The organism is Halomonas sp. ND22Bw, from assembly GCF_003011945.1.
Classification (GTDB): Bacteria; Pseudomonadota; Gammaproteobacteria; order Pseudomonadales; family Halomonadaceae; genus Halomonas; species Halomonas halophila.
In genome coordinates this window covers 275,709-300,819 of the sequence record NZ_PXWD01000001.1, presented here as the reverse complement: position 1 = coordinate 300,819, position 25,111 = coordinate 275,709, and the positions used below count along the sequence as shown (strand labels likewise).

General features: G+C 68.1%; 23 protein-coding genes. 9 read left to right on the top strand and 14 right to left on the bottom strand.

Going from position 1 to position 25,111, the window contains the following annotated elements:
- Positions 1-27: 27 nt before the first annotated feature.
- Both pheT and CVH10_RS01370 read left to right on the top strand, forming a co-directional pair.
- Positions 28-2,409 carry a phenylalanine--tRNA ligase subunit beta gene (gene pheT / locus CVH10_RS01375; RefSeq protein WP_106487603.1) on the top strand — a complete coding sequence of 794 codons (2,382 nt, stop codon included), beginning with the start codon at positions 28-30 and terminating at the stop codon, positions 2,407-2,409.
- Positions 2,410-2,447: 38 nt separating this feature from the next.
- Entirely contained in the window at positions 2,448-2,750 is a 303-nt protein-coding gene (locus tag CVH10_RS01370; protein ID WP_035595846.1) for an integration host factor subunit alpha, read from the top strand.
- Positions 2,751-2,827: 77 nt separating this feature from the next.
- Here the strand turns inward: CVH10_RS01370 and CVH10_RS01365 are convergent, their stop codons facing one another.
- Complete coding sequence (locus CVH10_RS01365) at positions 2,828-3,034, bottom strand: DUF2788 domain-containing protein (protein WP_016854834.1); 207 nt, start codon at positions 3,032-3,034, stop codon at positions 2,828-2,830.
- A 133-nt stretch (positions 3,035-3,167) separates the two neighbouring features.
- Between CVH10_RS01365 and CVH10_RS01360 the strand changes: the two genes are divergently transcribed.
- Together CVH10_RS01360 and CVH10_RS01355 are read left to right on the top strand one after the other, a co-directional pair.
- Positions 3,168-3,632: a flavodoxin domain-containing protein gene (locus CVH10_RS01360; protein ID WP_035595849.1), complete on the top strand. Its 465-nt coding sequence runs from the start codon at positions 3,168-3,170 to the stop codon at positions 3,630-3,632.
- Positions 3,632-4,000: a hypothetical protein gene (locus CVH10_RS01355; protein ID WP_035595851.1), complete on the top strand. Its 369-nt coding sequence runs from the start codon at positions 3,632-3,634 to the stop codon at positions 3,998-4,000. The genes CVH10_RS01360 and CVH10_RS01355 overlap by 1 nt, the downstream gene beginning before the upstream one ends.
- A gap of 76 nt (positions 4,001-4,076) precedes the next feature.
- Here the strand turns inward: CVH10_RS01355 and ppnN are convergent, their stop codons facing one another.
- Positions 4,077-5,438, bottom strand: a complete 1,362-nt coding sequence (gene ppnN, locus CVH10_RS01350; protein ID WP_035595853.1) for a nucleotide 5'-monophosphate nucleosidase PpnN — start codon at positions 5,436-5,438, stop codon at positions 4,077-4,079.
- Positions 5,439-5,647: 209 nt separating this feature from the next.
- Here ppnN and CVH10_RS01345 point away from each other — a divergent pair, with 209 nt between their 5' ends.
- Complete coding sequence (locus tag CVH10_RS01345; protein WP_035595855.1) at positions 5,648-6,598, top strand: LysR family transcriptional regulator; 951 nt, start codon at positions 5,648-5,650, stop codon at positions 6,596-6,598.
- Positions 6,599-6,700: 102 nt separating this feature from the next.
- Here the strand turns inward: CVH10_RS01345 and gcvP are convergent, their stop codons facing one another.
- Together gcvP and gcvH are read right to left on the bottom strand one after the other, a co-directional pair.
- Complete coding sequence (gene gcvP / locus CVH10_RS01340) at positions 6,701-9,595, bottom strand: aminomethyl-transferring glycine dehydrogenase (protein ID WP_106487602.1); 2,895 nt, start codon at positions 9,593-9,595, stop codon at positions 6,701-6,703.
- 122 nt (positions 9,596-9,717) lie between these two features.
- Positions 9,718-10,110 carry a glycine cleavage system protein GcvH gene (gene gcvH, locus CVH10_RS01335; protein ID WP_016854840.1) on the bottom strand — a complete coding sequence of 131 codons (393 nt, stop codon included), beginning with the start codon at positions 10,108-10,110 and terminating at the stop codon, positions 9,718-9,720.
- Positions 10,111-10,609: 499 nt separating this feature from the next.
- Here gcvH and CVH10_RS01330 point away from each other — a divergent pair, with 499 nt between their 5' ends.
- Both CVH10_RS01330 and gcvT read left to right on the top strand, forming a co-directional pair.
- Entirely contained in the window at positions 10,610-11,986 is a 1,377-nt protein-coding gene (locus tag CVH10_RS01330; protein ID WP_035595861.1) for a sodium:alanine symporter family protein, read from the top strand.
- A gap of 66 nt (positions 11,987-12,052) precedes the next feature.
- Complete coding sequence (gene gcvT / locus CVH10_RS01325) at positions 12,053-13,162, top strand: glycine cleavage system aminomethyltransferase GcvT (RefSeq protein ID WP_106487601.1); 1,110 nt, start codon at positions 12,053-12,055, stop codon at positions 13,160-13,162.
- A 181-nt stretch (positions 13,163-13,343) separates the two neighbouring features.
- Here the strand turns inward: gcvT and CVH10_RS01320 are convergent, their stop codons facing one another.
- The 7 genes from CVH10_RS01320 to CVH10_RS01290 form a co-directional block, all read right to left on the bottom strand.
- Positions 13,344-13,958: an alpha-ketoglutarate-dependent dioxygenase AlkB gene (locus tag CVH10_RS01320; RefSeq protein WP_106487600.1), complete on the bottom strand. Its 615-nt coding sequence runs from the start codon at positions 13,956-13,958 to the stop codon at positions 13,344-13,346.
- A gap of 155 nt (positions 13,959-14,113) precedes the next feature.
- Complete coding sequence (locus CVH10_RS01315; protein ID WP_035595867.1) at positions 14,114-14,656, bottom strand: phosphatase PAP2 family protein; 543 nt, start codon at positions 14,654-14,656, stop codon at positions 14,114-14,116.
- Positions 14,628-15,785 carry a glycosyltransferase family 1 protein gene (locus tag CVH10_RS01310; protein ID WP_106487599.1) on the bottom strand — a complete coding sequence of 386 codons (1,158 nt, stop codon included), beginning with the start codon at positions 15,783-15,785 and terminating at the stop codon, positions 14,628-14,630. The genes CVH10_RS01315 and CVH10_RS01310 overlap by 29 nt, the downstream gene beginning before the upstream one ends.
- Before the next feature lie 124 nt (positions 15,786-15,909).
- Positions 15,910-16,836: a LysM peptidoglycan-binding domain-containing protein gene (locus CVH10_RS01305; RefSeq protein ID WP_369335697.1), complete on the bottom strand. Its 927-nt coding sequence runs from the start codon at positions 16,834-16,836 to the stop codon at positions 15,910-15,912.
- Entirely contained in the window at positions 16,785-17,654 is an 870-nt protein-coding gene (locus CVH10_RS01300) for an acetyltransferase (protein WP_035595871.1), read from the bottom strand. The genes CVH10_RS01305 and CVH10_RS01300 overlap by 52 nt, the downstream gene beginning before the upstream one ends.
- Positions 17,655-17,925: 271 nt before the next feature.
- A complete protein-coding gene (locus tag CVH10_RS01295) occupies positions 17,926-19,875 on the bottom strand; it encodes an acetoacetate--CoA ligase (protein ID WP_106487597.1) in 1,950 nt (649 codons plus the stop codon).
- A gap of 62 nt (positions 19,876-19,937) precedes the next feature.
- Entirely contained in the window at positions 19,938-20,840 is a 903-nt protein-coding gene (locus tag CVH10_RS01290) for a LysR family transcriptional regulator (protein WP_035595876.1), read from the bottom strand.
- Between the two features lie 183 nt (positions 20,841-21,023).
- Here CVH10_RS01290 and CVH10_RS01285 point away from each other — a divergent pair, with 183 nt between their 5' ends.
- On the top strand, positions 21,024-21,725 hold the full coding sequence (locus CVH10_RS01285; RefSeq protein WP_035595878.1) for a CoA transferase subunit A: 702 nt from the start codon (positions 21,024-21,026) through the stop codon (positions 21,723-21,725).
- Positions 21,726-21,886: 161 nt separating this feature from the next.
- A complete protein-coding gene (locus CVH10_RS01280; protein WP_035595879.1) occupies positions 21,887-22,549 on the top strand; it encodes a CoA transferase subunit B in 663 nt (220 codons plus the stop codon).
- Positions 22,550-22,877: 328 nt separating this feature from the next.
- Here the strand turns inward: CVH10_RS01280 and CVH10_RS01275 are convergent, their stop codons facing one another.
- From CVH10_RS01275 to CVH10_RS01265, 3 genes are all read right to left on the bottom strand, one after another.
- A complete protein-coding gene (locus CVH10_RS01275; RefSeq protein WP_035595880.1) occupies positions 22,878-23,645 on the bottom strand; it encodes a hypothetical protein in 768 nt (255 codons plus the stop codon).
- Positions 23,646-23,790: 145 nt separating this feature from the next.
- On the bottom strand, positions 23,791-24,066 hold the full coding sequence (locus CVH10_RS01270; RefSeq protein ID WP_035595881.1) for a GrxA family glutaredoxin: 276 nt from the start codon (positions 24,064-24,066) through the stop codon (positions 23,791-23,793).
- Between the two features lie 163 nt (positions 24,067-24,229).
- Complete coding sequence (locus CVH10_RS01265) at positions 24,230-25,051, bottom strand: inositol monophosphatase family protein (RefSeq protein WP_035595882.1); 822 nt, start codon at positions 25,049-25,051, stop codon at positions 24,230-24,232.
- Positions 25,052-25,111 lie beyond the last annotated feature (60 nt).

Sequence of the window (25,111 nt, the reverse complement as noted above, 5' to 3'; positions counted from 1 at the left end):
ACCGACTACGCGGAAACAGGAACTGACATGAAATTTTCCGAACAGTGGCTGCGTGAATGGGTCTCCCCGGCGCTGGCGACCCAGGCACTGGCCGACCAGGTCACCATGGCCGGCCTCGAGGTCGATGCCATCGAGCCGGTGGCGGCCGAGTTCACCGACGTGGTGGTGGCCGAGGTCGTCGCCCGCGAACAGCATCCCGACGCCGACAAGCTCAACGTCTGCCAGGTCGAGGACGGCAGCGGCGAGCGCGTCCAGGTCGTGTGCGGCGCGCCCAACGTCGACGTCGGCCAGAAGGTGCCCTTCGCCCGGGTCGGCGCGGTGCTGCCCGGCGACTTCAAGATCAAGAAGGCCAAGCTGCGCGGCGTCGAGTCCCGCGGCATGATCTGCGCCTCCTCCGAGCTCGGTCTCGAGGAAGAGGCGTCGCCGGGCATCCTGGTGCTGCCGGCCGACGCGCCGGTGGGCGAGGGCGTGCGCGATTACCTGGGCCTGGACGACCACACCATCGAGGTCGACCTGACCCCGAACCGCGGCGACTGCCTGAGCGTCAAGGGCATGGCCCGCGAGGTCGGCGTGCTCAACCGCCTGCCGGTCGAAGGCCCGGCCATCGCGCCGGTGGCGGCGAGCCACGACGAGACCTTCCCGGTGCGCGTCGAGGACGCCGACGGCTGTCCGCGCTACCTGGGTCGCGTGATCAAGGGCGTCGACGTGACCGCCGAGACGCCGCTGTGGATGGTCGAGCGCCTGCGTCGCAGCGGCATTCGTACCATCGACCCGGTGGTCGACGTCACCAACTACGTGATGCTCGAGCTCGGTCAGCCGCTGCACGCCTTCGATCGCGCCAACCTCAGTGAAGCCGTGGTGGTGCGTCGCGCCCGCGAGGGCGAGCGGCTGGTGCTGCTCGACGGCCAGGAGATCACCCTGGGCGACGGCACCCTGGTGATCGCCGACGAGCGCGGACCACTGGCCATCGCCGGCGTGATGGGCGGCGAGCACTCCGGCGTCAGCGCCGAGACCCGCGACATCTTCCTCGAGGCGGCGCACTTCTCGCCGCTGGCGGTAGCCGGTCAGGCGCGCTCCTACGGTCTGCACACCGACGCCTCCCACCGCTTCGAGCGCGGCGTGGACCCGGCGCTGGCCCGCGAGGCCGCCGAGCGGGCCACCGCGCTGCTGCTGGACATCGTCGGCGGCGAGCCCGGCCCGCTGGTCGAAGTGGTCGACGCCGAGCGGCTGCCCGGCGACCGCGAGGTGCTGCTGCGTCGCGAGCGCCTGGATCAGGCCCTGGACAAGGTGCTCGACGGTGAAGAGGTCGGCGAGATCCTCGAGCGCCTCGGCCTCGCGGTCGAGAGCGTCGAGGCGGGCTGGCAGGCCCGCATGCCGAGCTGGCGTTTCGATCTGGCCATCGAGGAAGACCTGATCGAGGAAGTGGCGCGTATCCATGGCTACAACCGCCTGCCGGTGCGTCGTCCCCAGGCCCGCCTGGGCCTCGAGCCCGATGTTGAGGCCCGCACGCCGCTGTCCCGTCTGCGCAACCAGATGGTCGCGCGGGGCTACTTCGAGGCGGTGACCTACAGCTTCGTGGCGCCGGAACTGCAGTCCACGCTGCTGCCGGAAGCCGTCTCTCCGACGCTGGCCAACCCGATCTCCAGCGACCTGTCGGTGATGCGGGCGAGCCTGTTTCCGGGCCTGGTGCGTGCGCTGCAGCACAACCTCAATCGCCAGCAGAATCGGGTCCGTCTGTTCGAGACCGGCCTGGTGTTCCGCGGTGAGCTGGACGGCCTGCATCAGGTGCCGATGCTCGGTGCCCTGGTCTGCGGCGCCCGCGATCCGGAAGGCTGGAACGGCGGCAAGGACAAGGTCGACTTCTTCGACCTGAAGGGCGACCTGGAGACCCTGCTGGCCATGGGCGGCGAGCCCGGGGCCTGGCGCTTCGAGCCGGCCGAGCATCCGGCGCTGCATCCCGGCCAGTGCGCGCGCGTGCTGTACCGCGGCGAGGAGGCCGGCTGGATCGGGACCCTGCATCCGGCGGTTCGCGCCGAGCTGGGCCTGAAGGTCGATGCGGTGCTGTTCGAGGTGCGTCTCGAGGCGCTGACCCAGGGTCAGGTGCCGGCCTTCGCGCCGCTGTCGCGCTATCCCGAGGTGCGTCGTGACCTGGCCTTCCTGGTCGACGCCGAGCGTCCGGTCCAGGCGCTGCTGGACACCGTCCACGCCCAGGCCGGCGAATGGCTGGTGGATGTGCGCCTGTTCGACGTCTATCAGGGCAAGGGCGTGGCCGAGGGTCGCAAGAGCGTCGCCCTGGGCTTGACCTGGCAGCATCCTTCGCGCACGCTAAATGACGAGGAAATCAACCACTTGGTCGATGCCATCGTCGAGGAGTCGCGGCTGCATCTGGGCGCCGAGCTTCGCGCATGAGGGATTCCGGGCTCGACCAGCAGCGAGAGGGAAGCGACATGGGGGCGTTGACCAAGGCCGAACTGGCCGAACATCTGCACGCCGACCTCGGTCTCTCCAAGCGTGAGGCCAAGTCCATGGTGGAAGCCTTCTTCGAGGAGATCCGCGCCTGCCTGCGCGAGAACGAGCAGGTCAAGCTGTCGGGCTTCGGGAACTTCGACCTCAGGGACAAGAGCGAGCGGCCGGGCCGTAACCCCAAGACGGGAGAGGAGATTCCGATCTCCGCCCGGCGGGTGGTGACCTTCCGGCCGGGGCAGAAGCTCAAGACGCAGGTCGAGGAGTATCAACCCGAGGAGGGCTGATCGCGCCTCCTTCATGCGACACGCCGACGCCATCCTCCGGGGTGGCGTCGGCTTTTTTGTGCCTGTCGGGACTGCCGCTAGAGGGCGCCGCGCTCCAGCCACCAGGTGATCACCACCTTGAGCACATAGCCCAGCATGCCGGCGCCGAGTACCACGAACAGCATCAGGGTACCGAAGCGTCCGGCCTTCGACTGCCTGGCCAGGTCCCAGATGATGAAGCACATGAACAGCATCAGGCCGCCGATCATCAGGGGGGTGATCCAGGCTTCGAAGGTGTGGGTCATGAGGGCTCCCGGAGATGAGGTGGGCGGGGTGGCCAGTATACGGTCTGACGCCCTGGTCCGCAGTGGGGCGAGGGTGCGGTCATGCCGGCGAGCATGTTAATATCCGATCAAATTTCTCAGGCAAATCCATGACATGCCCAAGCTCAAGATATTCGTCGGCACCATGTATGGCGGCGCCCTGGATGTGGCCGAGCAGGTTCAGCCGCTGTTCGAGGACGCCGGCTATGAGGTCGAGATCTTCGACCAGCCGACCCTGGCCGACCTGACCGACACACCCACCGATCTGGCGCTGTTCTGCGTCTCCACCACCGGCAGCGGCGACGTGCCCGGCAATATGGTGCCCTTCGTGCGCGAGCTGGATGCCCGTAGCCCCGGGCTCACCGAGCTGCGCTACGGCATGATCGCCCTGGGCGACGGTTCCTACGTCGATTCCTTCTGCGGCGCCGGGCGCTCCCTCGACGAGCGGCTTCAGGGGCAGGGCGCCACGCGTCTGGGCGAGCGCCTCGAGATCGACGCCATGGAGACCTTCATGGCCGATGATGCCGCGATACCCTGGGTCGAGGAGTGGATCGCCACCCAGCAGCTGAAGGTGGCCTGATGGGCGCGACCTCGAGCCCCGAGCGGCTCAGTCTGCTGGTCGGGCTGGCGGTGATGATGGCGGCGACCCTGCCGCGCTATCTGATCGGTGGCCATCAGACGCGCCTGATCCTGCTGACGTTCGCGATCGTCGCGGTGCTTGGCGTGGCGCTGGCCCAGTGGCGGCTGCTGGCCGCCGAGGCCCGTCCCAGGCTGCCGGTACTGCTGCGCCGGCTGGTGGTCTTCCTGGCGGCGGGGCTGGTGGCGATGGCGGCCTGGCAGGGCCTCGTCGCCGGCTGGAGCGGCTGGGCGCTGCTGGCTTCCCACGGCACGACCCTGGGGCTGCTGCTGCATGCGATCGCTATCTGGCTCAAGCCCCTGCGCGACTGAGCGCCTGCCCATGCCAGACGAAGAAGCCCCGCCGGCGGATGCCGGCGGGGCTTTTCGTTGGCGGCTTCTCCGGCGCTCAGTTCAGCGTGTAGCAGGGCTCGTATTCGCCGGCCAGCTTCATGCGGCCCTGGGCGACGAAGGAGTTCAGCAGCTCGTCGAGTCGGGCCATGAGTTCGGGCTCGGCGTTGAGGCGGAAGGGGCCGTGGGCCTCGATCAGCCGGATGCCGCGTTCCTTGACGTTGCCGGCCACGATGCCGGAAAAAGCCCGGCGCAGGTTGGCGGCCAGTTCGTGCACCGGCTGTTCGCGATGCAGGGCGAGATTGGCCATGGTCTCGTGGGTCGGGTCGAAGGGCGCCTGGAAGTCGCGGGCCACGGTCAGGCGCCAGTTGTAGTAGAAGGCGTCCTGGCGCCGGCGGCGATACTCGGTGACGCCGTCGATGCCCTTGCGCATGGTGCGTGCCACCTCGACCGGGTCGTCGATGATGATGTCGTAGAGCTCGCGCACGGAGTCGCCCAGGGTGTAGACCAGGAACTCGTCGATGCGCTTGAAGTAGTCGGCGGAATCGGCGGGGCCGGTGAGAATCACCGGCAGCTGCATGTCGGCGTTGTCCGGATGCAACAGGATGCCGAGCAGGTAGAGAATCTCCTCGGCGGTGCCGACCCCGCCGGGGAACACGATGATGCCGTGGCCCAGGCGCACGAAGGCCTCCAGGCGCTTCTCGATGTCCGGCATCACCACCAGCTCGTTGACGATGGGGTTGGGCGCCTCGGCGGCGATGATGCCGGGCTCGGAGACGCCCAGGTAGCGGCCTTCGGCGCGGCGCTGCTTGGCGTGGGCCACGTTGGCACCCTTCATCGGCCCCTTCATGGCGCCGGGGCCGCAGCCGGTGCAGATATCCAGCTCGCGCAGCCCCAGCTGGTAGCCGACGTGCTTGGTGTAGTCGTATTCCTCGCGGGAGATCGAATGGCCGCCCCAGCACACCACCATGCTCGGGTCGCGGCTGGGGTGCAGGGTGCCGGCCTTGCGCAGGATATGAAAGACGGCGTTGGTGGTGCCTTCGCCGGTGGTCAGATCGAAGCGCTGGTGGGTCTGGATCTCGTTGTAGACGTAGACGATGTCGCGCAGCACCGAGGAGAGGTGCTCGCGGATACCGCGGATCATCTTGCCGTCGACGAAGGCCTCAGCGGGGGCGTTCGTCAGCTTGAGGCGAACCCCGCGGTCCTGCTGGATGACCTCGATGTCGAAATCGGGATAGGTCTCCATCAGCGCCAGGCCATCGTCGGTCGGGTTGCCGGAATTCAGCACCGCCAGGGCGCAGCTTCGCAGCAGCTCATGGAGCCCGCTGCGGGAGGTGTCATGCAGCCGGTTGACCTCGTGCTGGGAGAGGATCTCGAGGCTGCCTTCCGGGGAGATGGTGCTGGAAATGGTATTGGCCATGCAGCGCGTCCGTGTCACTGGAAAGGGAGCGGCGGTGTCCGATCGTGCCTGGCCTTCGCTTGCCGGCGCGTCGGATCGCGCCTGGATGACGGCTCGCGGCCGTCTCCTTCGATGCTACCACGCCCCCGGCGAAGGCGCAGCGCTGCGCGTCTCGGGGGGAACTGGTAGAATCTTCAGGCCCGGTCCTTCTGGTCAAGATGCCTTCCGTCATGTTCAACGCCCTGTATTTCCGTACCTTCATCACGCTCGTCGAGACCGGCAGCTTCACCCGGACCGCCCAGCGCCTGGAGATGACCCAGCCCGGCGTCAGCCAGCACATCCGCAAGCTGGAGCGCTACCTCGACAAGTCGCTGCTCGACCGCCAGGGTCGTCGTTTCGTGCTGACAGAAGCCGGTCGGCGGGCCTATGACTACGCCCTCAAGCTGTTCGCCGAACACGAGCAGTTTCGCCACTCCCTGGACGACGAGAGCCTCGACAGCGGCGAGTGCCGCATCGCTTCGCCGGGCAGCGTGGGGCTGATGTTCTATCCCTTCATCCTCGGCCAGCAGCAGATGCATCCGGGGCTGACGGTGAGCTACAGCTTCGCCTTCAACCACGAGATCGTCACCGACGTGCAGGCCGGCCGGCATGACCTGGGCATCGTCACCGAGGCGGTGCGTCACCCCGAGATCGACTGCGAGGCCTGGCACCAGGAGCCGCTGTGCCTGGTGGTGCCGGCGGACTTCACCGGCACCGGCCTGGCCGACCTGATGGCGCTGGGCTTCATCGGCTATGCCGATGGCGTCAACCGCGCCGGCGGGGTGCTGCGACAGAACTTCCCCGGCGAGTTTCGCTCGATGAGCCACTTCCCGCGCCAGGGCTTCACCAACGAGGCCAGCATGGTGCTCGACGCCGTGGCCCGGGGGCTGGGCTTCACCGTGGTCTCGCGGCTGGTGCTCGAGACCTCGCCCTGGCAGCGCCAGGTGCGCGAGCTGTCGTTGCCGAATCCGGTGCAGGAAACGCTCTACCTGGTCACCCGGCGCGGTATGCGCATGCCGCGGCGCTATACCCGTCTGCTCGAGGCGTTCCGCGAGCATCGTCACCACGAACGCTATGGCCACGGCGAGCCCGGCCTGGCCGATCTCGGCGAGGTGCCGGGCGCCGGCGGCCCGCACGGCTGAGTCCCGTCGGCCCAGGTCGCTCACCGCACCATTCTGATCCCGAAACGACAGCGCCCCGCCGAATGGCGGGGCGCTTGCTTGCGTGGCGTCGGACGCGCGGGATCACTCCCGGTAGGCGTCGATGCTCGGGCAGGAGCAGATCAGCTGGCGGTCGCCGAGCACGTTGTCGACCCGGTTGACGGTCGGCCAGTACTTGGCTGCCTTCACCGCCTCGGAGGGGAAGGCGCCCAGCTCGCGGGAGTAGGGGCGTTCCCAGTCGGCGTCCATCAGGTCGGCCATGGTGTGCGGCGCGTTGACCAGCGGATTGTTGTCGGCGGGCCACTCGCCGGCCTCGACCCGGGCCACTTCCTCGCGGATCGCGATCATGGCGTCGCAGAAGCGGTCGAGCTCGTACAGCGACTCGGACTCCGTCGGCTCGATCATCAGCGTGCCGGGCACCGGGAAGGACATGGTCGGGGCGTGGAAGCCGTAGTCCATCAGGCGCTTGGCGATGTCTTCCTCGCTGATGCCGGAGTCGGCCTTGAGCGGGCGGATGTCGATGATGCACTCGTGGGCCACGGTGTCGTTGGCGCCCTTGTAGAGCACCGGATAGTGCTCGCCCAGGCGGGCGGCGATGTAGTTGGCGCCGAGGATGGCGAGCTCGGTGGCCTCGCGCAGGCCGCGGGCGCCCATCATCTTGATGTAGGCCCAGGAGATGGGGAGGATCGAGGCGCTGCCGAAGGGCGCCGCCGCCACCGCGCCGCTGCCGGCCTCGACGCCGTCCAGCGGACGCGCCACGTGGTTGGACACGTAGGGGGCCAGGTGCGCCTTGACGCCGATCGGGCCCATGCCCGGGCCGCCGCCGCCGTGGGGAATGCAGAAGGTCTTGTGCAGGTTGAGGTGGCTGACGTCGCCGCCGAAGTCGCCCGGGCGGGCCAGGCCGACCTGGGCGTTCATGTTGGCGCCGTCGATGTACACTTGGCCGCCGTGGCCGTGGACGATGTCGCAGGCCTCGCGCACGCCTTCCTCGAACACGCCGTGGGTGGAGGGGTAGGTGAGCATGATCGCCGACAGCGACTCGGCGTGCTGCTCGGCCTTGTCACGCAGGTCGTTGAGATCGATGTTGCCGTCGTCGTCGCACTCCACCACCACGACCTTCATGTGCGCCATGGCCGCGGACGCCGGGTTGGTGCCGTGGGCGGAGCTCGGGATCAGACAGACGTCGCGGTGCCCCTGGCCTTCGGCCTGCTGGTAGCGGCGGATCGCCACCAGGCCGGCGTACTCACCCTGGGCGCCGGAGTTCGGCTGCATGGAGATGTGGTCGTAGCCGGTGATCTCCACCAGGAAGTCGGCCAGTTCGTCGATGATCTGCTGATAGCCGGCCACCTGATCCTTGGGCGCGAAGGGGTGGATGCGCGCCAGTTCCGGCCAGGTGATGGGGATCATCTCGCTGGTGGCGTTGAGCTTCATGGTGCACGAGCCCAGCGGGATCATGGCATGGGCCAGCGACAGGTCCTTGTTCTCGAGGCGCTTGAGGTAGCGCAGCATCTCCGTCTCGCTGTGGTAGCGACGGAAGGTCGGGTGCGTGAGGAAGTCGGACTCGCGCTGGCTGCCCGCCGGGATGCCGCTCCTGCCGGCCTCGACGACCTCGGCATCGAGCACCGACACTGCCTGGCCGTGCTCGGCGTCGAGCAGCACGTCGAACAGCAGGTCCAGATCGTGGGCAGTGGTGGTCTCGTCGAGGCTGACGCCGATGTCGCCGTTGTCGAAGTAGCGCAGGTTGACGTCATGGGCCATGGCGCGGCCGTGGATCTTGCGCGCGTCGACGCCGGTCAGGCGCAGGGTGTCGAACCAGCTGTCGTGGGCCAGGCTCACGCCGCCACGGGTCAGGCCCTCGGCGAGGATGGTGGTCAGGCGATGCACGCGGCCGGCGATGGTGCGCAGGCCTTCGGCGCCGTGGTAGACGGCATAGAAGCCGGCGATGTTGGCCAGCAGCGCCTGGGCGGTGCAGATGTTGGAGGTGGCCTTCTCGCGGCGGATGTGCTGCTCGCGGGTCTGCATCGCCATGCGCAGCGCGGTCTCGCCACGGCTGTCCTTGGAGACGCCGATGATGCGGCCCGGGATCGAGCGCTTGAGCTTGTCGGTGGTGGCGAAGAAAGCGGCATGCGGGCCGCCGAAGCCCATCGGCACGCCGAAGCGCTGGGCGGAGCCGACCACCATGTCGGCGCCCATGGCGCCCGGTTCCTTGAGCAGCACCAGCGACAGGATGTCGGCGGCCACGCAGGTCATGATGCCCTTGGCCTTGGCGGCTTCGAGCAGCGGTGCCAGGTCGTGGACGCGACCGCCGTCGCCCGGGTACTGCAGCAGGGCGCCGAAGACGTCGTGCTCGGCGACTTCCGCGGCCGGGGCGACGATCAGCTCGAAGTCGAAGTAGTGGGCGCGGGTGCGCACCACGTCGAGGGTCTGCGGGAAGACGTCGTCGGCGACGAAGAAGGCGTTGGTCTTGGCCTTCTTGTTGGCGCGACGGCACAGCGCCATGGCTTCGGCGGCGGCGGTGGCCTCATCCAGCAGCGAGGCGTTGGCCAGGCTCATGCCCGTGAGGTCCATGACCATCTGCTGGAAGTTGAGCAGGCCTTCCAGGCGACCCTGGGAGATCTCCGGCTGATACGGGGTATAGGCGGTGTACCAGCCGGGGTTCTCCAGCACGTTGCGCTGGATGACCGCCGGCAGGTGGGTGTCGTAGTACCCCTGCCCGATGTAGCTCCGGGCCACGCGGTTCTGGCGAGCCAGGCGATGAAGGTAGTCCAGGGCTTCGGCTTCGCTGCGCGGCGGGTCCAGGTCCAGCTCGCGGCCCAGGCGGATGCCGGCCGGCAGGGTGCGCTCGAGCAGGCTGGCCAGGCTGTCCATGCCCAGAGTGTCCAGCATGGTGGCCACGTCGGAGGCCTCCGGGCCGTTGTGGCGACGGAGGAAGGCGTCATGGTTGGCCAGTTCGGCCAGGCGGCGTTGTTCGAAAGCCATGGAATACCCTATTGCGGTCGCGCCCGATGCGGGCAGGAATAAAGGGAAGAGGGGAACGCGGGGCACGGCGCCAGGGGTGCCCTGGGCGGCCATGCCCCGCCGCCGGGACCGACGGGGTCGGATCAGTCCTCGGCGTCGGCCAGCGCCTGGTAAGCGTCGGCGTCGAGCAGGTCGTCCAGAGCGCTGGTTTCCTCGAGGCGCAGCTTCAGGATCCAGCCGTCTTCATAGGGCGATTCGTTCAGGGTCTCGGGCGCGTCCTCGAGTTCCTCGTTGACCGCGACGACCTCGCCGGACAGCGGGGCGTAGAGATCGGAGGCGGCCTTGACCGACTCGACCACGCCGAACTCGTCGCCCTTGGCCAGGGCGGCACCCACCTCGGGCAGCTCGACGAAGACCACGTCGCCGAGGGACTGCTGGGCGTGGTCGGTGATGCCGATGGTCACCGTGCCGTCGCCGTTGTCGAGGATCCACTCGTGGCTTTCGGCGTAGCGCAGGTTGGCGGGGATAGCACTCATGACGTTTTCCTATACGAAAAAGGTTTCTGGTGTGGGGGCATCCTAACGCCCCCGGCGGCGTTTGGCGAGCCCCGGACGCCATGGGGCATTGCGGGGTGATGCGTGAACGCCCCTCCCAGCGTAGGCCGGGCCGGGGATTCCTGCTCGTTTGTCATGGCGTGAGCCTGCTCGGCGCTGTATGCCGAGTGTGCGGGCCGTCACGGAGCCGGGCTTGCTCCCCTGGTGGCAGGCGGCTAGAGTGGCGCCTGTTTCCGATAAGAAACAAGTTTCTCCGAGTGCGGCGGGTGTGGCCGCGCCGGCGCCGGTGCGTCCGGTGTCAGATGCGATCTCGGCTATGCTTCATGCTGTGAGCTGGCGAAATTGCCGTATTTTCCTATAGGAGACTAGAGCGCCAACGGAATGATCCGCTATGGTACGCGAGTTCGTATCATCGTTGGTATCACTCGCCCGCAAGACATTGCACGTTGGTGCATAACAACAAGCTTTAGGGAGACAAGACGTGGAAACCTTGACCAATTTTCTATCGGCCATCGAAGGGGTCGTGTGGGGCCCCTTGATGCTGGTGCTGCTGCTGGGGGTCGGCCTCTATCTGCAGGCCGGCCTGAAGGCGATGCCCATCCGCAAGCTGGGCACGGGCTTCAAGCTGCTGTGGAAAGGGCGCAGCACCGAGAAGGGTGAAGAGGGCGAAGGCGAGGTCTCGCCGTTCAATGCACTGATGACCTCACTGTCCGCGACCATCGGCACCGGTAACATCGCTGGTGTGGCGACCGCCATCTTCCTCGGCGGCCCGGGCGCGGTGTTCTGGATGTGGATCACCGCCCTGGTGGGCATGGCCACCAAGTTCTCCGAGGCGGTGCTGGCCGTGCGCTATCGCCAGGTCGACGAGGCCGGCGATCACGTCGGCGGTCCGATGTACTACATCCGCAACGGCCTGGGTCAGAAGTGGGCCTGGATGGGCGGCGCCTTCGCGCTGTTCGGGGCCGTGGCGGCCTTCGGCATCGGCAACACCGTGCAGTCCAACTCGGTGGCCGACGGCCTGGGCGAGTCCATCGGCCTGCCGCACTGGGTCACCGGTCTGGTGATCATGGTGCTGGCCGGCGCGGTCATCCTGGGAGGCATCAAGCGCATCGCCAAGGTGGCGGGCAAGCTGGTGCCGATCATGGCCGTGGCCTACATCGTCTGTGGCCTGCTGGTGCTGATCATCAATGCCGACCAGATCGGCCACGCCCTGGGCCTGATCTTCGGCCATGCCTTCACGCCGATCTCCGCGGCGGGCGGCTTCGCCGGTGCGGCCGTGGCCAAGGCGATCCAGTTCGGCGTCGCCCGCGGCGTGTTCTCCAACGAGGCCGGCCTCGGCAGCGCGCCGATCGCCCACGCGGCGGCGCAGACCAAGAACCCGGTCCGCCAGGGCCTGATCGCCATGCTCGGTACCTTCATCGACACCATCGTGGTGTGCTCGATCACCGCGCTGGCGATCCTCACCACCGCCTGGACCTCCGGCGAGACCGGCGCGGCCCTGACCACGCTGTCGTTCAACGAGGCGCTGCCGGGCATCGGCCAGTACGTGGTGTCCTTCGCCCTGGCGGTGTTTGCCTTCACCACCATCCTCGGCTGGGCCTTCTACGGTGAGAAGTGCTTCGAGTACCTGTTCGGCGTGGGCGCCATCAAGTACTACCGGGTGGTCTACATCCTGGCCATCTTCGTCGGCTCGGTGCTGCCGCTCGGCTTCGTGTGGCTGCTGGCCAGCGTGTTCAACGCCATGATGGCGATCCCGAACCTGATTGCCCTGGCGCTGCTGTCGCCGGTGGTGTTCAAGCTTACCCGCGACTACTTCGACGGCAAGGAAGTGCTGCCGGGCGAAGACCTCAACAAGTAAACAACATGCGGCGCGGGACCGTTCTCCGGCCCGCGCCCTCGCTTTCATGGGAGTGATACGACCGCGATGAACGAACAACGCCAGACGCCGCTTCACGATCTCCATCTCGAACTCGGTGCCAAGATGGTGCCCTTCGCCGGCTACAGCATGCCGGTGCAGTACGCGCTGGGCGTCAAGAAGGAGCACGAGCATACCCGCCAGGCCTGCGGCCTGTTCGATGTCTCACACATGGGGCAGGTGCTGGTACGTGGCCCCGAGCCGGCCCAGGCGCTGGAGACCCTGGTCCCCGCCGATCTGGTCGGCCTGGCCGAGGGGCAGCAGCGCTATGGGCTGTTCACCTCCGAGGAGGGGGGCATCCTCGACGACCTGATGATCGTCAACGGCGGCGATCACCTCTACCTGGTCGTCAATGCGGCCTGCAAGGAACAGGACATCGCTCACCTGCGTCGTGGCCTGGCCGGTCACGAGGTCGAGGTGCTGGATCGCGGCCTGCTGGCGCTGCAGGGGCCGAAGGCGGCCGACGTCATGGCACGGCTGTGCCCCGAGGCCTGCGAGATGGTGTTCATGCAGCACGGCCGCTTCACCCTCGACGGCATCGAGACCTGGGTCAGCCGCAGCGGCTACACCGGCGAGGACGGCTTCGAGATCTCGGTGGCCGCCGAGGACACCGAGGCCCTGGCGCGTCGCCTGCTGGCCGAGGAGGAGGTCGAACCGATCGGGCTGGGGGCGCGCGATTCGCTGCGCCTCGAGGCCGGGCTGTGTCTCTACGGCCACGATATCGACACCGCGACCACCCCGGTGGAGGGCGGCCTGATCTGGGCCATCGGCAAGCCGCGCCGCCGCGGCGGCGAGCGGGCCGGTGGCTTCCCCGGCGCCGATCTGGTCCTGCATCAGGTGGCCGAGAAGGATCATCGCCGCAAGCGTGTGGGCCTGCTCGGCGAGGGGCGTGCTCCGGTGCGCGAGGGCGCCGAGCTGTTCGACGACCAGGGCAATGCCGTGGGCGTGGTGACCTCCGGCGGCTTCGGCCCCAGCGTCGGCAAGCCGGTGGCGATGGGCTACGTGACCATCGACCGGGCCGAGGCCGGCACCACGGTCTTTGCCGAGGTGCGCGGCAAGCGCCTGCCGATGGTGGTCAGCAAGATGCCCTTCGTCACCCCGGGCTATCATCGCGGCTGATGTTATACCGTTATCTCAGCCTCCTGGTCTGAGTGCACCGACGAAGCCGTGTTTCGCAGGTGCGTCGAGTCAGAGACGGCCATCCCGAACGGGATGGCCGTTTTTTGTGCGCGTCGTGCGGATGGTGTGTGGAGAGTGTGCGGAGAGTGGGCCAGGGCTGGGCGGCCAAGGAGAGGGGGCGTCAGTCGCGCTGCACCCAGCGAAACGTCAGGCTGATGCGCAGCCCGTGGCCGCGCCGCGACAGCAGGGCATGTTCGAGGTCGGCCTGAACGCCCGGGCCCATCAGCAGCAGGCTGTCGTGGGGCTGGGCGACGTTGAAGGCCGGTGCACGGCGATCCTTCCAGCGGAAGCGCAGCGGGCGGTCGGCGCCGAGGCTGACGGCGGCGATCAGCGGCGCCTCGCCAAGCTCCGGCTCATCGTCGCTGTGCCAGCCCATGCGCTCGTCGCCGTCGGCATAGCGGTTGAGCAGCACGCTGTTGAAGCGGGTCCGGATGCCGGCAACGTTCAGGCGCGCCACGGCGGCGTCACGGATCGCCAGCGCGACGGGGTGCCAGGGTACCGGCGCGAAGTGCTGGCCCGAGTAGCGGTAGCCGGCGTCGCCCATCCACACCTGGCGGCGAGGAATCGGGTGATCGCGGCCGTAGAGGCGCAGCGTCGGGCGCTGCCAGTCCAGTTCGGCGTCGAGCCGGGCGAGGGCCTGGTCGGCGGCGTCGCCGAGCAGATGGGGGAAGCGGCGCAGCGGCGGATGCTCGAGCAGTGGCTCGCCGTCATCGGCGGGGGAAGAAAACAGGTCCATGCCCGCAGGGTGCCAGCCCCAGGGGCCGTAGACCAGTAAGCCACAGGGTCAGACCCCGGCCGCGCCTGATAAATCGCGATGGCTGGCCAGACAACGATACATCGATGAGCTCGGGGTCTGACCCGTCCCGATGTAGTGGGGTGCCAGCTACCGAATCAGGCGGCCAGCGCCAGGCTTGCCAGCGCCATGGCATAGCCGATGGCGGCGCCGGCGATGACATCGCTGATGTAGTGCAGGCCGAGGCCGACCCGGGAGATCGCGATCAGGGCGGCGACCGGGATCAGCACCGGGAGCAGCCAAGGCGAGTGCGCCGCGACCAGAGTGCAGAACATCACCGCGTGCATGGTATGGCCGCTGGGAAAGCTGTAGCGATCCCGGGCCGGCTCCTGGCAGGCGATGCTCGAGAAGGTGATGAAGGGGCGCTCGCGGCACAGTCGTGTCTTCACCAGCCGGTAGAAGACGATCGCCACCAGGGCGGTCAGGGTGTAGTGGAAGGCCAGCTCCCAGCCCTCGTCGCGGCCGTGCAACCAGGGCTGGGCGGCGATCAGCACGACCCAGATCGGCCAGTCGCCGGCCTTGCTGGCCAGGCGCAGCGACCATAGCCAGGGGCGGTGGATGCTGAACCCGGCCAGGCGCTGGCAGAGGTGCCATTCGAGCATATCCAGGCGGTCAAACACGGCAGGGGCGCGAGGTTTCATCGGACATCTCCCGGGCGTGGGTCAGGGCGGCGAGAAAGTCATCGGCGATGGCGGGCCAGCGGTAGCCAAGGGCGCGCTGCCGGGCGGCGCGGCCGAGGCGCCCGTAGCGGGCCGGCTGCTGGCACAGCGCCACCGCGGCGTCGCGGAAGCCGGCCTCGTCGCCGACCGCCAGGTGCACGCCATTGACGTCGTCCTCGATCAGCTCCGCGCCGGCGGCGTGGCGGAAGGCGACGGTGGCCAGGCCGCTGGCCATGGCCTCGAGCAGCACGTTACCCCAGGTCTCGGAGATCGACGGGAAGACGAACAGGTCGGCGCTGGCGTAATAGCGAATCAGCTCGTCGGGTGACACGAAACCGGCGAAGTGGGCCTGGGGCAGAGCGCGCTCGAGGTTGGCGCGGCCGGGCCCGTCACCGACCACCACCAGCGTGAGGCCGGGATGGGCGTCGAGCATGGCGGCGAAGGTGTCGCGCAGCAGGTCGAGGTTCTTCTCGGGCGCCAGGCGGCCCACGTAGAGCGCCACCGGTCGATGCTCGTCGGCGCCCCATCGCTCGCGCAGGGCCGGGTCGCGATGGGCCGGGGAGAAGCGTTCGCCGTCGATGCCGCGCGCCATCACCTTGACCCGTTCGAAGCCGCGCTGACCGAGGTCGCGGGCCTGGGCGTGGGTCGGCACCAGGGTGGCGCCGCAGCGGTTGTGGAAGCGGCGCAGGCGCTGAGTGACCAGCGGTCGGAGCCAGTCGACGCCGTAGTCCCGGCAGTAGTGATCGAAGTTGGTGTGCCAGCCGCTGACCACCGGGATGCCGAGCTTCTCGGCGGCGGCCAGCGCCGACCAGCCGAGCGGGCCCTCGGTGGCCACATAGACGACGTCGGGGCGCTCGGCCTGCCACAGGCGACGGATGCGTCGCCCGGCCGGAAAGCCCAGCCGCACTTCGCGATAGCCCGGTACGGAGGCGCCGCGTACTTGGAGTTCGCTGTCCATGCCTTCGGCGCGATGCGCGCCGTCGGCGGGGCGCGGGCGCACCAGCTGCAGGGAGAAGCCGCGTTGCCGCAGCTGATCGCTGAGCTGGGTCAGGGTGTGAGCCACGCCGTTGATGTCCGGCGTCCAGGTTTCGCTGACCAGGCAGATGCGCATGTCCATCCTCGTGCCGTCGGTGACCGGAGTGGCCCCGTTGACGATTCAGGATGGCCGGGCGGGGTGACAGCACCGCGACATCGGCATGACGCCGTGATGACAGTCGTCGCGGCTTTCGACCAAGTCAACGCAGCACGGTGCGGGGGTCGATGGGCTTGCCGCCGTGACGCATGTCGAACAGCAGGTCATAGCGCCCGGTGGAGGCATGTCGGCTCACGGTGCACAGCGGCGTGCCCTGGCTGACCCGGGTGCCGCTGTCCACCAGCAGGCTGTCGCACATGGCGTAGACGCTCTGCAGGTTGTCCGCATGGTGCACGATCACCACCCGGCCGAGCTGACGCATGCTGTCGGCGAAGCGGACCTCGCCGTCGGCCACGGCCTTGGCGCGGGCGCCCTGGTCGGTGGCCAGCAGCATGGGTTGCAGGGTCCCGCGGCTGTCCTTGCCGAAGGCGCGGGCGACACGATAGTCGTCCAGCGGCCAGGGCCAGTCGCGGGCATCGCTCGGCACCGGGCCGGGATCGGGCGCCGGCCGGGGGCTCGATGACGACGAGCGTGACGGGGCGCTGGACGTGCTGCGGCGGCTCGAGGCGGTCCGGGTGCCGTGCAGCGGCACCGAGACCAGCTGGCCGACCTTGAGGTCGGTGGGGCTGACGCCGGTGTTGGCCGCGGCGATGCTGACCGGCGAGGTGCCGAAGCGCCGGGCGATGGCGCTGTAGGTGTCCCCGGGGCGGATCTGGTAGCGATAGGGGCCGCCGGACGGGGCGCGCTCGTTCTGGCTGGGCACCAGGATACGCTGCCCCACGGCCAGGCCGCGCGGATTCACGCCGGGATTGAAGCGTCTCAGCCGTACCAGCGGCACGTCGGCGCGTCGTGCGATCGCGCCCAGGGTGTCCCCTCGCTGGATAGTCACCCAGTTGCCGGCGGGCGAGCCGCCGCGCATCACTCCCGAGGGGCCGGCGCAGCCGGCCAGCAGGGCGATCAGCAGCAGGGTGAGAAACGTCAGGGCGTATCGAGGGCGGCGTCCTTGGCCTGCCACTGGGCGTTGAGCCATGTGTGGAAGCGTTCCTTGTAGGCGGGATCCTGGTGATAGTCGCCCTGAGTCATCCACTCGGGCACGGTCAGGCGGCGGGCAGTCAGGTGGATCGTGCCCTCGCGGCCGCAGAGGAAATCCCAGAAGCGGGGCTCGGGGCGCGAGTAGCGAAGCGTCACGTCGAGAATGCCGCCCAGCCGGTCGCCGAGCAGGCCCAGCACCTGGGCGATGCCGCCGGCGCGCGGCGGCAGCAGGTGCCGGTAGGGGCTGTGGCGGGCGGCGTGCTTGGCCGGCGTGAAGCGGGTGCCTTCGACGAAGTTGTAGATGGCGATCGGGCGCTCGCGGGCATGGGCGCACATGCGTTCGGTGGCTTCTCGGTCGCGGCGGGCCAGGTGCGGATGGCGCTCGCGCTGCTCGCGGGTCAGCCGGCGCAGCATCGGGAACTCCAGCGCCCAGAAGGCCAGCCCGACCACCGGGATCCAGATCAGCTGGCGCTTGACGAAGAAGTGCGGCATCGGCAGCCGACGGTGCAGGGCCAGGAACAGCGCGAAGATATCGGTCCAGCTGCGGTGATTGGCCAATACCAGCCACCATTCGTCGCGGCTCAGCCCCTCCGGCAGGTCGACGCGCAAGTCGGGGCGAATCCAGTGGCGGATCCACCACAGGTTGACGTCGACCCAGCCCAGGGCCACGCCGTTCAGCCAGCGCAGCACCCGGCGCCGCAGCGGGCGGCCCGGGGTGATCAGCTTGAGCAGGGTGAGCGCGATCAGCGGCACCGCCCAGCACAGGGTGTTGAGGGTCAGCAGCAGCAGGCTGACGATCCCCCTGAGGGTCGACATGCCGTCGGTCTCCTTGAAGAAAGCTATAGGGGTCAATGCTAATGGATCGTGGCGGGGGTGCCCAGCGGTGAGGGCAACATCATGGTCGGGGGCCTGTGTCGTCGACGACTCGGGCCGCTCAGGCGCCAAGTCGCGAGGACAGGCAAGAATGCTTTCCTGTCGCCCGCGATGGCCTGCGGCGCTTCGCATTCGGCTCTGCTTGCAGGGCCAGTGCTGGCCATCCTTGGTCAAGCCGCCCGCTACGACCTGTCCACGGCGCCTCTCGTCCTCGTCAGTCCCTCAGTTCGGGAAGATCCTCGAACAGCGACAGCGCATCGGGATTGGCCAGTGCTTCCCTGTTCCTGACCGGCCGGCCGTGGACCACGTTGCGCACGGCGAGCTCCACCAGCTTGCCCGACAGGGTGCGCGGGAGGTCCTCGACCTGGAGGATCTTCGCCGGCACGTGGCGCGGCGTGGCGTTGGCGCGGATGGTCTCGCGAATGCGCTCACGCAGGCCGTCGTCGAGGGTCAGCCCCGGGCGCAGGCGCACGAACAGCACCACGCGGATATCGTCCTCCCACTCCTGGCCGATGCAAAGCGACTCCAGCACCTCCTCGACCTTCTCCACCTGACGGTAGATCTCGGCGGTGCCGATGCGCACCCCGCCGGGATTGAGCACGGCGTCCGAACGGCCGTGGATGATCAGGCCGTCCTCCGGGGTGATCTCGGCATAGTCGCCATGGGCCCAGACGCCGGGGAAGGTGGAGAAGTAGGCGTCGTGATAGCGCTCTCCGTCGGGGTCATTCCAGAATCCCAGCGGCATGGCGGGGAACGGTTGCGTGCAGACCAGCTCGCCCTTGTCGCCGCGCAGCGGCCGTCCCTCGTCGTCGAACACGTCCACCGCCATGGCCAGCCCGCGGCACTGGATCTGGCCGCGATGGACCGGGCGAATCGGGCAGCCCAGCGCGAAGCAGGAGACGATGTCGGTGCCGCCGGAGATCGAGGCCAGCAGCAGGTCGGCCTTGATGTCGCGATAGACGTAGTCGAAGGAGGCGTGAGACAGCGCCGAACCGGTGGACAGCACCGACCTCAGCGCCCCGAGATCGTGCTCGTGGCCGGGGCGCAGGCCTTCCTTCTCGCAGGCGGCCAGGTAGCGGGCACTGGTGCCGAACACCGTGATGCCCTCGCGTTCGGCCATGGCCCACAGCGCGTCGGGCGAGGGCGAGAAGGGCGCACCGTCGAACAGCACCAGGGTGGCGCCCGAGGCGAGCCCGGAGACCAGCCAGTTCCACATCATCCAGCCGCAGGTGGTGTAGTAGAACAGCACGTCTTCGGGGCCGAGGTCGGTGTGCAGACGATGTTCCTTGAGATGCTGCAGCAGGGTGCCGCCGGCCGAGTGCAGGATGGCCTTGGGCGTGCCGGTGGTGCCCGAGGAATAGAGCAGATAGAGCGGGTGATCGAAGGGCAGCGAGACGAAGTCGATCTCGGTGGCATCGTGGTCCAGGACATCGTTCCAGGCCACGGCCCCGGTGATGTCGCCAAGCTCGGGCGCGTCGGCGAGGAAGGGGAACACCACCACCCGCGCCAGGCCGTCGATGGCACCGGCGATCTCGGCCAGCCGCGGACGGATGTCGATGGCCTTGCCGTTCCAGGTGTAGCCGTCGGCGGCGATCAGCACGCGGGGGCCGATCTGGCCGAAGCGGTCGAGTACGCCCTGGACGCCGAAGTCCGGCGAGCAGGAGGACCAGATGGCGCCGAGGCTCGCGGCGGCGAGCATGGCGATCACCGCGTGCTCGCCGTTGGGCACGATGCCGGCGACGCGATCGCCCGGCACCACGCCGAGATCGTGCAGCGCCGAGGCCAGGGCGGCCACCTGGCGATATAGCGCCTCGTGGCTCAGCTCGCGGCGCGGGCCGCGCTCGTCGTGGACAATCAGCGCCGGGTGCGCGTCGCGCCGGCGCAGCAGGTTCTCGGCGAAGTTCAGCCGGGCGTCCGGGAACCAGCGGGCGCCGGGCATGGCGTCGGGGCGTTCCAGCACGCGCTCGCCGCGTCGCTCGGCGATGATGTCGGCGTCCTCCCACAGCTGGGCCCAGAAGGCCTCGGGATGTGCGAGGCTCCAGGCGTGAAGGGCGGCGTAGTCGGGCAGCTCGATGCCGTGCTGGCGTTCGAGCCGGCGCATCAGGGCGGCCAGGCGAGTCGCCTCGATGGCCTCGGGAGACGGTTGCCAGAGCGGATCGGCCATGGGATGTCCCTCCTGATCGCATTCAGCTGTTGCATTCACCGTCGCGTTTACCTGTCTTGAGACTAGTCGGCGCTGAGGACGGGGGCGGTGATGGTTTCCTGGATGACCTCCCTCAGCGCCTGCGCGGCCACCGAGAGCGCCTCGGCGTTGGCCGAAAGCACGCCCACGGCGCGCTGGATGGTCGGCGCCTCGAGGGTCAGGCAGCGCGCGCCCAGCTCGTGCATCTGATCGATGCACAGTGACGGCACCGCGCTGACGCCGAGTCCGGCGGCCACCATGCGGCCCACGGTGGCGAGCTGATAGCTCTCGAAGGCCACCGGCAGCTCGATGCCCTGAGCGCGCAGCTGCTCCTCGATCATCAGGCGCACCATGGAGGGGCGCTGCAGGGTGATGAAGTCCTCGGAAAGCAGCGTGGGCCAATTCACCCGCTGGCGGCCGGCCAGCGGCGAATCGGCCGGTACCACGGCCACGAAGCGGTCCTCGAACAGCGGCGTGAAGTGCAGGGTGTCGGTGGCTTCCGGGGCGAAGGCGATGCCCAGCTCGACGCGGCCCTGACGCACCATCTCGATGACCTGTTCGTTGATCACGTCGTGAACGGTGACGTTGATCTGCGGGTAGCGCGCGCGAAAGGCCCCGAGCACGGTGGGCAGCTGGTTGCCGGCGAAGGAGGGCATGGCGGCCACGGCGACCCGGCCCAGTCGCAGGGTGAAGCGCTGGCGCAGCAGCTCCTCGGTGTTGTCCCAGTCGGCCAGCAGGCGCTTGGCCAGCGGCACCAGGGACTCGCCCTCCGGGGTCAGCCGTACGCTGCGGGTGCTGCGGGTGAGCAGCCGCCCGCCAAGCGATTCTTCCAGGCTCTTGATGGTCAGGCTGAGGGCCGGTTGAGACAGGTGCAGCCGCTCGCAGGCCTGGGTGAAGCTGAGCGTCTGGGCCACGGCGAGAAACGCGCGGAGTTGCTTGACGGTCATGGGGGCTCCGCTAGTCTATTTGGTAATTAAAATAATCCATAAAAAAATCAAACTTAACAAATATATGATCCCCGTCGACACTGCTGGGGGTCTGCAACACAGCGTCATCAACGGACCATGAGATGAAGCGTCTTCCATGATGGCTGCGCAACAACAACCACTTTCCAACCAGGCGAGGCAGATATGGCCGGATTCGACAAGCGAGTGGGTTCCTTTGAGGAGGCAATGGCCGGTATCGAGAGCGGCATGACCGTGATCGCCGGCGGCTTCGGGCTGTGCGGCATCCCCGAGAACCTGATCGGCGAGATCCAGCGTCGCGGCGTCAAGGACCTGACCGTCTATTCCAACAACTGTGGCGTGGACGGCTTTGGCCTGGGCTTGTTGCTCGAGGATCGCCAGATCAGCACCATCTACGCCTCCTACGTGGGCGAGAACGCGCTGTTCGAGCAGCAGATGCTCGAGGGCGACATCGAGGTGGTGCTGACGCCGCAGGGGACCCTGGCAGAGAAAATGCGCGCCGGCGGTGCCGGCATTCCGGCCTTCTACACCGCCACCGGCTACGGGACGCCCATCGGCGAGGGCAAGGAGGTCCGTGAGTTCAACGGTCGCCACTATATCCTCGAGGAATCCGTCGTCGGCGACTTCGCCATCGTCAAGGGCTGGAAGGCCGATCGCTACGGCAATGTCATCTATCGCGACACCGCCCAGAACTTCAATCCGCTGGCCGCCACCGCGGGCAGGATCACCGTGGTCGAGGTCGAGGAGATCGTCGAGCCCGGCGAGCTGCCGCCGGACCAGATCCATACCCCGGGCATCTACGTCGATCGCATCATCCAGGGCACCTTCGAGAAGCGTATCGAGAAGCGCACCGTGCACCAGGGCTAAGCGCGTCATTACACGATCAACGATGAGGCGAGCCTGTCCGGGAAAGCCTGCGCGAGGCGCTGTGAACCCATCCTTGGGCGCTACTTTTGCCATCCATGGCAAAACCCTCGCTTCGCCTTTCCCCGACGGTCGTCAATCATGACAGACAAGAGGCAATCACGATGGCACTGACTCGCGAACAGATGGCTATGCGCGTGGCGCGCGAACTCGAGGACGGTTTCTACGTCAATCTGGGCATCGGCATTCCCACCCTGGTGGCCAACTACGTCCCGGACGACATCGACGTCATGCTGCAGTCCGAGAACGGCCTGCTGGGCATGGGCCGCTTCCCCACCGAGGAGGAAGTGGACCCGGACATGATCAACGCCGGCAAGCAGACCGTCACCGCCCGTCCCGGCGCGGCGATCTTCTCCTCCGCGGAATCCTTCGCCATGATCCGCGGCGGCCACGTCGACCTGACCGTGCTCGGCGCCTTCGAGGTCGACCAGAACGGCAACATCGCCTCCTGGATGATCCCCGGCAAGCTGATCAAGGGCATGGGCGGCGCCATGGACCTGGTGGCCGGCGCCGAGAACATCATCTGCACCATGACCCACGCCTCCAAGCACGGTGAGTCCAAGCTGCTGGAATCCTGCAACCTGCCGCTGACCGGCGCCGGTTGCATCAACCGCGTGCTGACCGACCTGGCCTACCTCGAGATCGAGAACGGCGCCTTCGTGCTCAAGGAGCGCGCCCCGGGCGTGTCGGTCGAGGAGATCAAGGAAAAGACCGCCGGCAAGCTGATCGTGCCGGACCACGTGCCGGAGATGGTCTTCGCCGACTGACGTCGTCGACGTCGTCAAGGATTTTTTCCTTTCATGGCCCGGGCTTGCCCGGGCCATCTCGTTGCTGGCGAGTGCCGAAAAACTGACCATTCCAAGCGGCACGGCCATGTCACGGGGCTCGTCGTCGCTTGTGCCGGCACGATGCACAGCGTTATCCACAGAAACTGTGGATGGTCCCGCCGGCGCGACGTGAGCCGGGACGCCTCGAGGCCGAATCGTCAAGGGATGCGAGCGGATATCGGGCCGCAAAACGGCGGGTGAGGCGCCGCATGGGTGGCCACGAAAAACGCCCGCCGTATGGCGAGCGCAGACAGTTTTCGTACAGAACCTAGGTGAGCTCGCAGCGGGTGTGATGGGGCAGCAGCAGTTCGGCGCAGCGCTCCTGATTGGCGCTGACCTGCTTCTGCACCAGTGCCAGGCCGCCGGAGGATACGCGATGTTCGTCGCCCTCGGCGAAGACCAGCCGCCGGGCGGGGCCGGGATAGAAACGGTAGTCGAGCAACGGTGACACGGGCAGGATGCCGTGATGGCGGTCGCCGCTGCCCGTGATGCCCGCGTCGGCCAGGGCCGCGTCAAGATGGCTGAGGCGCTGCCCGAGTCTCGCGCAGTCGAATCCGGGGTGGTGCAGGCGCGGCCCCATGGCGGCCAGCCAGCCGGCCAGCGGGTGCGCCGCTGCCAGGGTCTGGTAGGTGGCCCAGTCCGGCATCGGCCAGGGACGACCGCGGCACAGCAGGTTCTGGCCCTTGGTATCGGCGTCGGCGGCCTGGTTCACCAGCCGCTGCAGGGCCTCGCGGGGCGGACGCGACAGGGTGCCGAGCTGAAGCTCTGCCAGCACCAGCCAGGCGCCGTCGTCGGGGGCGGCGAGCAGGGTGGCCAGCAGCCCGCGGTCGGCCATGGCAAAGCGCTGACGCGGGCGATAGCCGAATCGCACCAGGGTCGGCAGCAGGGCTTCCATGGACCAGGGGCCATGATTGAGGGTCAGCAGCGTCAGGTATTCCGGTGGCGCCTCCACCGGCCACAGTCGCAGCCCGCCCAGGTCGGGGTGCTGATGCACGTAATCCAGCCACAGCTGCTGGATGAATTCTTCCCGCTGCATCCTGCCTCATCCTCTTTTATGCGTCGTTGTCCTTTCAGGCAGTGTAAGCCGCGGGGGTGTGGGCGGATTCAACGAGGCGGGCGGCAGGTCCATGACGCAAGAAGGCCGCCCGGAGGCGGCCTTCGTCTCGCACGCGTCGTGCGGCTTACTGGGCGGTCTCGACCGGCATCAGTGCCTGCTCGCGCACGTACTGGTCGAACTCGGTGAAACCGCCGATGTGAGTCTGGTCGGCGAAGATCTGCGGCACGGTCTCGACCGGCTTGCCGATGGTCTTTTCCATGTCGGCCTTGGTGATGCCTTCCTCATGGATGTCCACGTAGCGATGCCCCTGGATGGCGCCGGCGCTCTCGAGCTTCTCGGCGAGGTCCTTGGCGCGAACGCAGAACGGGCAGCCGGGGCGGCCGAAGATGACGACGAACATGACATGACTCCTTGCATCACGGATGCATCGAAAGGAAATAAAGACGAAATCGAGCGCCATTTTGCCCCAGTAGCGCGCATCTGGCCAATAGGCCTCGGCTGAGACGTCGATTGCATCGCGCTATAGGGCGCTTGACGCCGGGGCGTGTGCCCCGGCGGCCGGCTCAGAGAGCGTCGTGGTCGCTGGCGTCGGCGTGGCGCAGCAGCTCGCCGAGCGAGTCATGCAGCGCCGGGCTCGAGACCAGCAGGTTCTCGCCGTAGAGATCCTCGGGCAGGCCTCCGGGTACCGGGTATAGATGCCCGGTCCGTGCCCCGGCTTCGCGGGCGATCAGCAGACCGGCGGCCATGTCCCAGGGCGAGACACTCTCGTAGTAGGCGTCCAGCCGCCCGCTGGCCACCGCGCACAGGTCGAGGGCCGCGGAACCGGCGCGACGCACGTCCTGGCAGTGGGTGAGCACGGCCATCAGCCGGCGCATCAGCGGCGGTCGGCTGTCGCGACGATAGGGGAAGCCGGTGCCGACCAGGCTGGTGGTCATCTCCTTGCTGTCGCTGGCGCGGATCGGCTCGCCGTTGCACCAGGCGCCGCGTCCGGCCAGCGCCGTGTAGGTCTCGCCGAGGAAGGGCGCGTGTACCACGCCGAGCCGCACCTTGCCGCCGCTGGCCCAGCCGACCGATACCGCCACGTGGTGCAGGCCGTGGGCGAAGTTGACGGTGCCGTCGATGGGGTCCACCACCCACAGCGCATCGGGCCGTTCGAGGACCTCGCGGTCCGGCGCGAGCTCCTCGCTGAGCCGTGTCTCCTCGGGAAAGCTTGCCTCCAGCCGCTCGCCGATATAGGTGTCCACCTGCAGGTCGATGTCGGTGACCAGTTCCTGCCCGTGCTTGTAGCGATGGTCGAAATCACCCTGGTCGCGGGCTTCGACGATCATTCGCCCGGCGTGGGTGGCGATGTCGACGGCGATCTCCAGGCGCTGTTCGGGGGTCATGGCGGCTCCTCGGGGTTGGCTGAGTTCCCATGCTAGCAGCAACCCCCGGTCGGCTGGCTA

What these genes read in the sequence shown, in the direction of transcription:
- pheT (WP_106487603.1), top strand. Translation starts at nt 28, where the DNA reads ATGAAATTTTCCGAACAGTGGCTGCGTGAATGGGTCTCCCCGGCGCTG.
- CVH10_RS01370 (WP_035595846.1), top strand. Translation starts at nt 2,448, where the DNA reads ATGGGGGCGTTGACCAAGGCCGAACTGGCCGAACATCTGCACGCCGAC.
- CVH10_RS01365 (WP_016854834.1), bottom strand. Translation starts at nt 3,034, where the DNA reads ATGACCCACACCTTCGAAGCCTGGATCACCCCCCTGATGATCGGCGGC.
- CVH10_RS01360 (WP_035595849.1), top strand. Translation starts at nt 3,168, where the DNA reads ATGCCCAAGCTCAAGATATTCGTCGGCACCATGTATGGCGGCGCCCTG.
- CVH10_RS01355 (WP_035595851.1), top strand. Translation starts at nt 3,632, where the DNA reads ATGGGCGCGACCTCGAGCCCCGAGCGGCTCAGTCTGCTGGTCGGGCTG.
- ppnN (WP_035595853.1), bottom strand. Translation starts at nt 5,438, where the DNA reads ATGGCCAATACCATTTCCAGCACCATCTCCCCGGAAGGCAGCCTCGAG.
- CVH10_RS01345 (WP_035595855.1), top strand. Translation starts at nt 5,648, where the DNA reads ATGTTCAACGCCCTGTATTTCCGTACCTTCATCACGCTCGTCGAGACC.
- gcvP (WP_106487602.1), bottom strand. Translation starts at nt 9,595, where the DNA reads ATGGCTTTCGAACAACGCCGCCTGGCCGAACTGGCCAACCATGACGCC.
- gcvH (WP_016854840.1), bottom strand. Translation starts at nt 10,110, where the DNA reads ATGAGTGCTATCCCCGCCAACCTGCGCTACGCCGAAAGCCACGAGTGG.
- gcvT (WP_106487601.1), top strand. Translation starts at nt 12,053, where the DNA reads ATGAACGAACAACGCCAGACGCCGCTTCACGATCTCCATCTCGAACTC.
- CVH10_RS01320 (WP_106487600.1), bottom strand. Translation starts at nt 13,958, where the DNA reads ATGGACCTGTTTTCTTCCCCCGCCGATGACGGCGAGCCACTGCTCGAG.
- CVH10_RS01315 (WP_035595867.1), bottom strand. Translation starts at nt 14,656, where the DNA reads ATGAAACCTCGCGCCCCTGCCGTGTTTGACCGCCTGGATATGCTCGAA.
- CVH10_RS01310 (WP_106487599.1), bottom strand. Translation starts at nt 15,785, where the DNA reads ATGCGCATCTGCCTGGTCAGCGAAACCTGGACGCCGGACATCAACGGC.
- CVH10_RS01305 (WP_369335697.1), bottom strand. Translation starts at nt 16,836, where the DNA reads ATGGCTCAACGCCCAGTGGCAGGCCAAGGACGCCGCCCTCGATACGCC.
- CVH10_RS01300 (WP_035595871.1), bottom strand. Translation starts at nt 17,654, where the DNA reads ATGTCGACCCTCAGGGGGATCGTCAGCCTGCTGCTGCTGACCCTCAAC.
- CVH10_RS01295 (WP_106487597.1), bottom strand. Translation starts at nt 19,875, where the DNA reads ATGGCCGATCCGCTCTGGCAACCGTCTCCCGAGGCCATCGAGGCGACT.
- CVH10_RS01290 (WP_035595876.1), bottom strand. Translation starts at nt 20,840, where the DNA reads ATGACCGTCAAGCAACTCCGCGCGTTTCTCGCCGTGGCCCAGACGCTC.
- CVH10_RS01285 (WP_035595878.1), top strand. Translation starts at nt 21,024, where the DNA reads ATGGCCGGATTCGACAAGCGAGTGGGTTCCTTTGAGGAGGCAATGGCC.
- CVH10_RS01280 (WP_035595879.1), top strand. Translation starts at nt 21,887, where the DNA reads ATGGCACTGACTCGCGAACAGATGGCTATGCGCGTGGCGCGCGAACTC.
- CVH10_RS01275 (WP_035595880.1), bottom strand. Translation starts at nt 23,645, where the DNA reads ATGCAGCGGGAAGAATTCATCCAGCAGCTGTGGCTGGATTACGTGCAT.
- CVH10_RS01270 (WP_035595881.1), bottom strand. Translation starts at nt 24,066, where the DNA reads ATGTTCGTCGTCATCTTCGGCCGCCCCGGCTGCCCGTTCTGCGTTCGC.
- CVH10_RS01265 (WP_035595882.1), bottom strand. Translation starts at nt 25,051, where the DNA reads ATGACCCCCGAACAGCGCCTGGAGATCGCCGTCGACATCGCCACCCAC.